The following is a 9,872-nucleotide window of genomic DNA, read 5'->3' as shown; positions in this document are numbered from 1 at the left end:
CGAAAGGTTGGGCTTTTTTTTGTTCCGCGCTTTAGTTGATTTGAGAATGTCGGCTATCGAAGAGTCTTGAGACTGGTGTCGAATACAAGCTGGGACACACTCCAACTCAATAAAGTCTTCACTTGATGAACCGGGGCAGTTCGCTCTGAAGGATCAAGTGCGTGCCGCGAGCCCGAACGACTCACGATATGGATAGATCGTGCACCCGATGCCTCCGCAGCTGATGATTCGTGGGCACGAAGTCTTCCAGACTCACCCGCCGAGAACAGACTCTCGTTGTAGCTGTCACTGCCTCGTATCGTCGCTCCGCAATCTGCTCAATATCGCAATTGTCGGGAAAATCTCGAGGTTCTTCGACAGCTTGTTAGGTGCACCGATCGGCGTGCTGTCGATAGAGAGCTTGCCGCCGAAAACGGTCGCCGCACGCTTGTGGATCTCGACGATGCGCCGGTGTACGTTACGGCCACGCGACGAGGCGGCATGCCAGCCATAAAACGAAAAAGCCGGTAGCGATTTACATCGCTACCGGCTATTCGTTTCTTTGGTCGGGGCGAAAGGATTCGAACCTTCGACCCTCTGGTCCCAAACCAGATGCGCTACCAGGCTGCGCTACACCCCGACAAGCCTTCTATTCTAGCTCGGCTTTGCGCGTTAATCCGTAATCGCATGGATTTCATCGCTTGGCGTACTGCATGCTGCCAAAAAGAACCTCACGCGACTTGTCATCGGTGATGGGTTTGCGCAGATCGGCCATGACCTTCACGCCACGCTGCACTGCCGGCCGTGCAGCAACGGCATCAAACCATGTCTTAAGGTGCGGGTAGTCAGTGAGCGTGATGCCCTGGTTCTCCCAGCTGCGCAGCCATGGGAAAATCGCGATGTCGGCAATCGAATAATGCTTTCCCGCGATGAACGTCGACCGGGCCAGCTGGCGGTCGATGACGCCGTACAACCGCTTCGCTTCATTGGTGTAACGATCAATGGCATAGGCAACCTTCTCGGGCGCGTACAGCCGAAAGTGATGCGCCTGGCCGAGCATCGGGCCGACGCCGCCCATCTGGAACATCAGCCATTGCAGCACGTCGTAACGAGCGCGGTCGCCGGTCGGCATGAACTTTCCGGTCTTGCCGGCGAGGTACACCAGAATGGCACCGGATTCGAACAGCGAGATCGGCTTGCCATCCGGTCCATCGGGGTCGGTGATGGCCGGGATTTTGTTGTTGGGGCTGATCTGCAAAAACTCGGGCGCGAACTGATCGCCAGAGCCGATGTTCACCGGGTGCGCCACGTAAGGCAAGCGGCACTCTTCCAGCATGATGTGCACTTTGTGGCCGTTGGGCGTGGGCCAGGTGTAGACGTCCATGGGTGATGGCCGGAGTGTCGTGGCTGTATTGGGCGTGGGCATGACGTGCACTATGCCACCGCCCGTCCATTTCCACGCCGCAGCCCTGGAGCCAGCTCGTTTCAGGCTCGGCACCGACGAACAGGAACACATTGCGCGCCGCGCACTCGTACTCGTCGCCGCTGCGCGCGTTGCGCCAAGTGGCGCTGTTCAGCCCGGGGACGGGCTCGCCGTGCAGGCTAACCAGTTCCATATGTGGGTGCAGCTCGATGTTGAGCGCGTGTTCGATGCGGTCGATCAGATAGCGCGACATTCTGGCCGCCAGCGACGGCCCACGCACCAACATGTTGACCTTGGCAGCGTGCTGCGACAAAAACACCGCAGCCCGGCCGTCCGAGTTACCGCCGCCGACCAAGGCGATCTCCTGATGAGCGCACCTGCGAGCTTCGATCGCCGAGGTCCAGCACCAGATACCGCCGCCATCGAACTCTTTCAGCCGCGGCACGTCGGGCAGGCGGTCGCGTGCGCCGCTGGCGATGACCACGATGCGTGCATTCAGCAGGCGCCCGTCGTCGAGTTGGATGGCGATCTGGCCCCGCGGCCCTGAGCGCGAACAGTCATCGACACGACCTTGGCCAGGATCAGCATTTCGGCGCCGAACTTTTGCGCCCTCACGTAGGCGCGGCCGGCCAATGCGCCGGAGATGTCAGTCGGGAAGCCCAGCTAGTTCTCGATCCGCGCGCTGGCGCCGGCTTGGCCGTGGTGCGGGTCGCCGTTCCGGCCGAGGAAGTTCTCCAGCCGCCGCACATCGGTCGAATCGGGCGGGCCGATCAGGAAGGGACCGCTGCCGCCCGCCTCCATCGACGCAACGCCCCGCATGATCAGCGCACGCAACACACGCTCGCCGAGATCGGCCTCCATGATGATGAGCGCTCGCAGCTGTTCGGGCGGCACCATCAGCACTTGCACGTGTGCCTCTGCGTGGCTATCGACCAGCGCTGCCCCACGCGTCAGAGCATCAGCCGCGTCACGGTGAAGTAGTGCGTCATCGTGCCGCCGAGAACGAAAAGGTGCCACACGCCATGGGCGTGGGCCCAACCCGGCCGATTGAGATAGAAGACAGTGCCAGCGGTGTACACGGCCGCGCCTGCCAGCAGTCCGATAAGCGCGAGCCTGTCCAGTCGAGCGGCGAGCGGCGCTGCAGTGAGCACGCAAAGCCATCCCATGGCGATGTAGATGCGCAGCGAGGGTTCGGGCGTCTTCGCCGGGTCTGCGGGCCGCAGTTCGCGCAAGATGCCGTAGCCAGCGAAAGACCAGATCGCGCTTAGCAATGCCGCTGCCCAGACGACCGGCAACGAGACCAACACGAAAGGCGTACAGGTGCCTGCGATCAGCAGGTAGATCGCGCAGTGGTCCGCACGCTCCCATCGTGTGCGCGCCAAGCCTTGCGCAGAGTGGAACATGGCAGAGGCGGCATACAACGCCACGGCGCAGGCCGCGAACACCAAGGCACCGATGATCTTGGAGGGCTCGCCCGTGGTGATCGCACGTGGAAGCAGCACTGTCGCCCCGCCGATTACAAGCACCAGTCCGAGCAAATGCGAGTAGCCATTGAAGCGCTCGCCACGGCAAATAAAAAGGCGTTGCGCTGTCATAAATCTGTCATGTCAGCGCGTCCAGAATCAGACAATCTCTCCATCTCTTAAACCCTTATGAACGCCATCAAGACTGCCCGAAAAATGATCAGTGCCAATCCCGCGAGCGACTCCGCGCGGACGTTGGCACAACTGGTGCTTGCCCTCGAATCTGAAGGCAGCTTCGGCGTGACCGATTTGTACAAGCTCGATCTGGCGACCTTCGAGCTCGCCATCGACATCCTCAAGGAATGGCGCATCGACCGCTACTACGTCGGCAAGGCCAAGCTGTTCGATCTGTCGATGCAGGTGACAACGCTGCCCAACTGAGGCCTTTGATCGGTCGCCGTCCCGATGCGTCAATAGCGCTCGGGCACCATCATGGCGGCCGACACGGGCTGGCGTGAAGACTCCGGATTCCTTACGCGTGCTGGCAGCGCGACTGGCGCATGCTGTACCTCGTGGTACGGCAATTGCGTCAGCAAGTGCGAGATGCAGTTGAGCCGGGCCTTCTTTTTGTCGACTGCCTGCACGACCCACCACGGCGCTTCCGGAATGTGCGTGCGCTCCAGCATCACTTCTTTCACGTGGGTGTATTCCTCCCAACGTCGCCGGCTTTCGAGGTCCATCGGGCTCAGCTTCCATTGCTTGAGCGGATCATGGATACGGCCGAGAAATCGCATGTGCTGCTCATCGTCGGTGATCGAAAACCAGTATTTGATCAACGTGATGCCTGAGCGCACCAGCATGCGCTCAAAGTCGGGCACCGAGCGAAAGAACTCTTCGTACTCGGCGTCGCTGCAAAAGCCCATCACGCGTTCGACGCCGGCGCGGTTGTACCAACTGCGGTCGAACAGCACCATCTCGCCGGCCGCTGGCAGGTGCGCTACGTAGCGCTGAAAGTACCACTGCGTGCGCTCGCGATCATTGGGCGCGGGCAGGGCGGCGACGCGTGCCACGCGCGGGTTGAGCCGCTGGGTGATGCGCTTGATGACACCGCCCTTACCGGCCGCGTCGCGGCCTTCGAACAAGATGACGACTTTCTGCTTGCTGTGCTGGACCCAGTCTTGCAGCTTGACCAACTCGCCCTGAAGCCGGAACAGCTCTTGGAAATACAGTTGGCGTGCCGCCTTGTCTGTGCTGACGAGTTCTCCCGCTTCATCGACACTGCGGTCCTCGAGTTCGAGCTCGAGTTCTTCGTCGTAGCTGTCGACCAGATCGCGCGCGATGCGCCGCATCAGGTCTTCGTGGTCGGGCGCGCCGGTGGGCGCGTTGGGTTGTGAGCTGGGTACGGGCATGGTGCAGATGCTCCTGCCGCGATATGACGTTGGCATGACACCCGGCGTGTTCACGGTTCTGCCACGGCGCCGACACTGTTTTTTCATACGGGCGCGCCAGACTTCGCGCCATGAACGAACTGCCGAACCCGACGTTTCCTTTCTCGCGCCTGACGCTGCGCGAGGCCATCTGGCCGGTGTCGGCCCAACCGGCGGCGCGCACTCCGCGACTGCCAGAGTCTTCTGGCAGCACGGCGGTATCGCAAGGCATCTCCGTGCAATGGGCGCGGCATCAGGACGAAGTGCGCGAAGCCCAGCGACTTCGCTACCAGGTCTTCGCCGGCGAGATGGGTGCGCGCCTCAGCACATCACTGGCCGGCCACGACATCGACCTGTTCGACGACTTCTGCGAGCACCTGCTGGTTCGCGATGCTGCGACGCATCAGGTCATCGGCACCTACCGCGTGTTGACGCCGGCGCAGGCACAGCGCGTTGGCGGCACGTACAGCGACACCGAATTCGACCTCACTAGACTGCGTGCGCTGCGCTCGCGGATGGTTGAGTTGGGCCGCAGTTGCGTGCACGCGGACCATCGGCAAGGCGGTGTGATCCTCGCGCTGTGGGGTGCGCTCGCGGCCTTCATGCAGCGCAACAAGCTCGACACCATGATCGGCTGCGCAAGCATTCCGATGCAGCACGACGGGATTCCAGGCGGCCATGCCGCGGCTAGCATCTGGCGTCAACTGTCTGCGAGCCACATGGCCGACATTCGCCATCAGGTGCAGCCGCGCCTGCCATTGCCGGTCGACCGGCTCGACACCACGCTCGACGTCGAGGCGCCGGCGCTGATTCGCGGTTACCTCCGGCTCGGTGCCAAGCTGCTCGGTGCCCCCGCCTGGGATCCAGACTTCAACGCGGCTGATCTGCCGATGCTGATGCGCATCGAGGACATGCCGGCACGTTATCGGCGGCATTTTCTCGGACACCCTTTACGTCATGTGGCTGTCACGCAAATGTCATAGACGACATACACACTGGAACGGTCACGCGCACCACCGCGCCCTTCGAGCCTTCCGCGCTCTATGTTCCAGAATCGTGTCCATGTCATTTCATTCCGCCGACAAGGCCGTCGCCGCCCCGACGCCGGCACCAAAGCAAATCGTGTTGCTCGACCGCGACCACGCCATCCTGGCATTCAACGAGCGCGTACTCGACTGGGCGCTGCGCCCCGATGTGCCATTGATAGAGCGGCTGCGTTATCTATGCATCGTGTCGGCCAATCTCGACGAATTCTTCGAAGTGCGAGTGGCACCGCACCTGATCGCCAGCGGTGCGGGCGACAGCAAGGGCGTTTACTCGGTTGAATCGTTCGACGCACTGGCCGTCGCCGCGCACACGCTGGTCAGCAAGCAATACGCGCTGTACAACAACGAGTTGATGCCGACGTTTGCCACGCACGGAATCCACATCATTTCGCACGGCGACCGCAATCCGTTGCAGCGCAAATGGGTGCACGACTACTTCGAGCGCGAAGTACGGCCGTTGTTGATCCCGGTCGGGCTCGATCCGGCCCATCCGTTTCCGCAGGTGGCCAACAAGTCGCTCAACTTCATCGTGCAACTGGGCGGCAAAGACGCCTTCGGCCGCGAGAACCCGATCCAGATCGTCAAGGTGCCGCGCGTGTTGCCGCGGCTCATTCGCATGCCGGGCAAGGTGTCGGACGGCAAGACGCTGTTCGTGGCCTTGTCGAGCGTGGTTCGGGCGCATCTGTCGAGCATGTTCGCCGGCCGTGTCGTCGGCGACTTTTCGCAGTTTCGCGTGACGCGGCATTCGGACCTGGCGGTCGATGAAGAGGATGTCAAGAACCTGCGCACTGCGCTGAGGCAAGGCTTGCAGCATCGCCACTACGGGCAAGCCGTTCGGCTCGAAGTGTCGGCCAGCTGTGCGGAATCGCTGTCGAGCTTTTTGCTGGCGCAGTTCGGGCTGCCGCCGCAAGCGCTCTATCGCGTGCACGGCCCTGTCAATCTGGCGCGGTTGACGCAACTCATCGACCTGCTCGACGAGCCGCAGCTTCGCTTTCCACCCTACAAGGCGTCGTACCCGGTCACGTTATCGCCTGGCCAATCTTTCTTCGAACGGCTGCAGCGCGGTGATGCCTTGATCCACCAGCCTTTCGAGAGCTTCGACGGCGTGTTGGCGTTTTTGCGCGAAGCCGTGCAAGACCCGCAGGTGCTGGCGATCAAACAGACCATCTACCGAACCGGCACCAACTCCGAGCTGATGGACCTGCTGCGCGAGGCGGTGCGGCGCGGCAAGGAAGTGACCGTGGTGGTCGAGCTCAAGGCGCGCTTCGACGAAGAGGCCAACATCAACTGGGCCGAGATGCTGGAGTCGATCGGTGCGCAGGTGGTGTATGGCGTCGTCGGACTCAAGACGCACGCCAAGATGCTGCTGGTCACGCGGCGTGAGGGCAAGCAGATGCGTCGCTATGGCCATTTGTCGACCGGCAACTACAACCCGCTCACCGCGAAGCTCTACACCGACATCAGCCATCTGACGGCCGACCCGCTGCTCACGGCGGATATGGAAGCGGTGTTCGTTCACATGGCGAGCCAGAGCAAGCTGCCCAAGCTCAACCGCATGTGGCTGGCACCGTTCGACCTGCACAAGAATCTCGTGGCGCAGATCGAGCTGCTGGCCATCGCCGCGGCCAAGGGCGAGCCCACCCGCATCGTCGCCAAGATGAACGCGCTGACCGACGAGGCGCTCATTGCCGCGTTGGTGACTGCGGGGCAGGCGGGCGTGAAGATCGACCTGATCGTGCGTGGTGCATGTACGTTGCCGGCGCAAGTGCCAGGCCTCACTGAAAACATTCGCGTGCGCTCGGTGATCGGCCGGTTTCTCGAGCATTCGCGCGTTTTCTATTTCCGCAACGGCGAAGACGAATCGCTCTACCTGTCGAGCGCCGACTGGATGAACCGCAACATGATGCGTCGCATCGAGCTGGCCTGGCCGGTCACCGATCCTGGCTTGCGGCAGCGACTGATCGACGAGTGCCTTGTCGCCTACCTGCACGACGGTCGCGACGCCTGGGACCTGGGTCCGGATGGTGCCTACGTTCGCATCCATCACGACACGCACGCGGCGGAAGAGGGCGGCTCGCGCACCATCGAAGCGCACGGCGCGCAGGCTGCACTGATGAACCGCTACGCATCGCGTGGCCTGCAAAAAATTTAACGGCGCCGCCACGATAAAACCCTGAAAGCCGCTCCACCATGGACCTGATTTTCTGGCGCCACGCCGAAGCCGACGACTGGACCGAGGGCTGCGACGACCTGCAGCGCTCCCTCACCTCGCGTGGCGAAAAGCAGGCCAAGCGCATGGCGTCCTGGCTCGACCGACAACTGCCTGAAGGCACGCGCATCGTGAGCAGTCCGGCGCGGCGCTGCGAGCAGACCGTATTGGCGATTGGACGCAAATACAAGCTGCGCGACGAGCTCGCACCCGACACCACGCCCGATGCCGTGCTGGCCTCTGCAGGCTGGCCCAACGGCAAGTCGGTGGTGCTGATGGTCGGCCATCAGCCGTCGCTCGGTCAGGCGATCGCGCAACTTCTGGGGCTGCAACAAGACAGCTGCCCGGTGCGCAAGGGTGCGGTCTGGTGGATTCGCACGCGAGAGCGCGATGGCGATGTGCAGACGGTTGTGGTGACCGTTCAGTCACCCGAGCTGCTCTAGTCCGGTCTGCGCAATTCGACCGGCCGGCAGTTCAGCCGCCGGCGAGATCGACCCGCCAGTTGGTCTTTTGCCAGGCCAGCACTTCTTCGCGCAGCAGATGCGCGGACTGTGGATAGACCTCGGACCAGTTCCCCTGACACGCCACGACGAAGAAGCGCCCGCCGGCGACCGTGATGCGCAGCGCCTTCGGGTCGGGATCGCGCCGCGCGTGGCACAGAATCAAAGCCAGCCGCAAGCTCAGTAGTTGCATGACGAAGACGTCGTCGTCGAGGGCGACTTCGAGCTTGCGCAGCTTGCCGCGCTGACCGAGCACCAGCAGCCCCAGCGCATGCATCTCGTTGACCGCAAAGCCGGGCGCGTCGCAATGGTCGAGGATGTAGGCGCCGTGCTTGTGATAGTCGCTGTGGGAGATCTGCGTGCCGATTTCGTGCAGCTGAGCGGCCCAGCCGAGCTTGCGCAGTGCGCGGCCAGCGCGGCTCGTCGTGCTTCCGGCCGGATTCGCCGATCGCGCTGCAGGTTCGAGCTGAACAAACAGCGCTGCCGCGGTCTCGCCGACGCGCCTGGCCTGCGCCGCATCGACGTTGAACCGGCTTGCCAGCCTTGCCACGGTTTCGGTGCGCAGGTCGGCCACGCTTTCGTCGCGCTCCAGCAGTTCGTACATGACGCCGTGCCGAAGTGCGCCTTGGGCGACCTTCATCTCGTCGATGTCGAGCAGGTCGAACACGGCCCGCAGCACGCTGACGCCGCCGCCGATGACCGCCTTGCGGTCGTCGCGCATGCCGTCGATGCGCAGCTTGTCGGCGCTGCCGGCTTTGAGCAGGCGGTCGAGCAACCAGTCGAGCCCGTCTTGGGTGATTAGACCGGGCTCGGCACCCGAGGCAGCCAGCACGTCGCCGACCGCGCCGATGGTGCCGGAGGCGCCATAGGCTACGTCCCACTGGTCCCGCGTGTAGCTGGCAAGCGCATCGTCGAGGACCGCCTTGGCGGCCACTTCTGCAGCGCGAAACGCGGCCTGGGTGAACTGGCCTTCGGCGAAGTGCTTCATCGACCAGGCGACGCTGCCGACGCGGTACGACTCCATCACCGTCGCTTCGAGTGCATGGCCGAGGATCATTTCGGTCGAGCGCCCGCCGATGTCGACTACCAAACGACGTTCCAGATCGGAAGCGTCGGTGTGCGGCAGCATGTGCGCCACGCCTTGATAGATCAGCCGCGCTTCTTCGCGGCCGGGAATGACATCGATGCCGAAGCCGAGGATGGTGCGGGCCCGCAGCAAAAACTCGTCGCGGTTGCGGGCCTCGCGCAGTGTCTGAGTCGCGACAGCGCGCACTTGTGAGCGCTTGAATCCAGCCAACCGCTCGCCGAAGCGGGCCAGGGCGTCCCAGCCGCGTTGCATCGCTTCTGGCGTCAGGTTGCGGGCGCTGTCGAGGCCATTGCCTTGGCGCACCGTCTCTTTCAAATATTCGGTGCGATGAATCTGGCCGTGATCGAGCTGTCCGATTTCGAGCCGGAAGCTGTTGGAGCCGAGATCGACGGCGGCGAGGCGGGTTCCGTTTTGCATGTTTGGCATCTGGCAGTGATGGTAAGCGGCGCGCGTGACGTCATCGTGACGTCATTTGACTGTCACATCAATGTCATATTGCCTTTCTAAAGTCCGCATCAACCCGATTCGGGATGTGCAGACCACAGCCAAAGGAAGATTCATGAAAGTCACCTTCAATTTCGCAGCCGGCATCGCCGCTGCTGCCGCATTCGCAGCGTCCCCCGCTTTCGCCCAGAACGTCACCGGCGCTGGAGCGAGCTTCCCGGCACCGCTGTACGCCAAGTGGGCCGGCGACTTCAACAAGGCGACCGGCACGCAGGTCAATTACCAATCTGTCGG

At 62.8% G+C, this 9,872-nt stretch carries 9 protein-coding genes, 1 tRNA gene and 2 pseudogenes; 5 read left to right on the top strand and 7 right to left on the bottom strand.

Features of this window, described 5'->3' with window-relative positions; genetic code table 11:
* Positions 1–542: 542 nt before the first annotated feature.
* The 5 genes and pseudogenes from QN413_RS26370 to trhA all read right to left on the bottom strand — a co-directional run bounded on the left by QN413_RS26370 (position 543) and on the right by trhA (position 2,997).
* A tRNA-Pro gene (locus QN413_RS26370) sits at positions 543–619 on the bottom strand.
* Between the two features lie 54 nt (positions 620–673).
* Positions 674–1,363 carry a glutathione binding-like protein gene (locus tag QN413_RS26365; RefSeq protein ID WP_323499537.1) on the bottom strand — a complete coding sequence of 230 codons (690 nt, stop codon included), beginning with the start codon at positions 1,361–1,363 and terminating at the stop codon, positions 674–676.
* Positions 1,364–1,484: 121 nt separating this feature from the next.
* Positions 1,485–1,886 (bottom strand): annotated as a pseudogene (locus tag QN413_RS26360) (NAD(P)/FAD-dependent oxidoreductase); the annotation flags it as partial.
* A gap of 179 nt (positions 1,887–2,065) precedes the next feature.
* On the bottom strand, positions 2,066–2,311 hold the full coding sequence (locus QN413_RS26355) for a hypothetical protein (protein ID WP_323499536.1): 246 nt from the start codon (positions 2,309–2,311) through the stop codon (positions 2,066–2,068).
* A gap of 41 nt (positions 2,312–2,352) precedes the next feature.
* A complete protein-coding gene (gene trhA, locus QN413_RS26350) occupies positions 2,353–2,997 on the bottom strand; it encodes a PAQR family membrane homeostasis protein TrhA (protein ID WP_416352254.1) in 645 nt (214 codons plus the stop codon).
* Between the two features lie 57 nt (positions 2,998–3,054).
* Between trhA and QN413_RS26345 the strand changes: the two genes are divergently transcribed.
* Positions 3,055–3,306 carry a hypothetical protein gene (locus QN413_RS26345; RefSeq protein WP_187051670.1) on the top strand — a complete coding sequence of 84 codons (252 nt, stop codon included), beginning with the start codon at positions 3,055–3,057 and terminating at the stop codon, positions 3,304–3,306.
* A gap of 29 nt (positions 3,307–3,335) precedes the next feature.
* On the opposite strand, the gene ppk2 is transcribed toward QN413_RS26345, so the two are convergent.
* A complete protein-coding gene (ppk2, locus tag QN413_RS26340) occupies positions 3,336–4,274 on the bottom strand; it encodes a polyphosphate kinase 2 (protein ID WP_323499535.1) in 939 nt (312 codons plus the stop codon).
* 110 nt (positions 4,275–4,384) lie between these two features.
* On the opposite strand from ppk2, the gene QN413_RS26335 reads away from it, so the two are divergent.
* The 3 genes from QN413_RS26335 (at position 4,385) to QN413_RS26325 (ending at position 7,990) form a co-directional block, all read left to right on the top strand.
* On the top strand, positions 4,385–5,275 hold the full coding sequence (locus QN413_RS26335; protein WP_323499534.1) for a GNAT family N-acetyltransferase: 891 nt from the start codon (positions 4,385–4,387) through the stop codon (positions 5,273–5,275).
* Between the two features lie 79 nt (positions 5,276–5,354).
* Positions 5,355–7,490, top strand: a complete 2,136-nt coding sequence (ppk1, locus tag QN413_RS26330; protein WP_323499533.1) for a polyphosphate kinase 1 — start codon at positions 5,355–5,357, stop codon at positions 7,488–7,490.
* A gap of 38 nt (positions 7,491–7,528) precedes the next feature.
* Positions 7,529–7,990, top strand: a complete 462-nt coding sequence (locus QN413_RS26325; RefSeq protein WP_187051673.1) for a SixA phosphatase family protein — start codon at positions 7,529–7,531, stop codon at positions 7,988–7,990.
* 31 nt (positions 7,991–8,021) lie between these two features.
* On the opposite strand, the gene QN413_RS26320 is transcribed toward QN413_RS26325, so the two are convergent.
* Positions 8,022–9,551 carry a Ppx/GppA phosphatase family protein gene (locus tag QN413_RS26320; RefSeq protein WP_323499532.1) on the bottom strand — a complete coding sequence of 510 codons (1,530 nt, stop codon included), beginning with the start codon at positions 9,549–9,551 and terminating at the stop codon, positions 8,022–8,024.
* A gap of 142 nt (positions 9,552–9,693) precedes the next feature.
* Between QN413_RS26320 and QN413_RS26315 the strand changes: the two are divergent.
* A pseudogene (locus QN413_RS26315) lies at positions 9,694–9,872 on the top strand (phosphate ABC transporter substrate-binding protein PstS); the annotation flags it as partial.

Origin of the sequence: Variovorax sp. LG9.2 (assembly GCF_035018885.1) — a bacterium.
In the GTDB taxonomy this organism is placed as follows: domain Bacteria; phylum Pseudomonadota; class Gammaproteobacteria; order Burkholderiales; family Burkholderiaceae_C; genus Variovorax.
This window is presented reverse-complemented; position numbering and strand designations above follow the sequence as displayed.

What these genes read in the sequence shown, in the direction of transcription:
- QN413_RS26365 (WP_323499537.1), bottom strand. Translation starts at nt 1,363, where the DNA reads ATGGACGTCTACACCTGGCCCACGCCCAACGGCCACAAAGTGCACATC.
- trhA (WP_416352254.1), bottom strand. Translation starts at nt 2,997, where the DNA reads ATGACAGCGCAACGCCTTTTTATTTGCCGTGGCGAGCGCTTCAATGGC.
- QN413_RS26345 (WP_187051670.1), top strand. Translation starts at nt 3,055, where the DNA reads ATGAACGCCATCAAGACTGCCCGAAAAATGATCAGTGCCAATCCCGCG.
- ppk2 (WP_323499535.1), bottom strand. Translation starts at nt 4,274, where the DNA reads ATGCCCGTACCCAGCTCACAACCCAACGCGCCCACCGGCGCGCCCGAC.
- QN413_RS26335 (WP_323499534.1), top strand. Translation starts at nt 4,385, where the DNA reads ATGAACGAACTGCCGAACCCGACGTTTCCTTTCTCGCGCCTGACGCTG.
- ppk1 (WP_323499533.1), top strand. Translation starts at nt 5,355, where the DNA reads ATGTCATTTCATTCCGCCGACAAGGCCGTCGCCGCCCCGACGCCGGCA.
- QN413_RS26325 (WP_187051673.1), top strand. Translation starts at nt 7,529, where the DNA reads ATGGACCTGATTTTCTGGCGCCACGCCGAAGCCGACGACTGGACCGAG.
- QN413_RS26320 (WP_323499532.1), bottom strand. Translation starts at nt 9,551, where the DNA reads ATGCAAAACGGAACCCGCCTCGCCGCCGTCGATCTCGGCTCCAACAGC.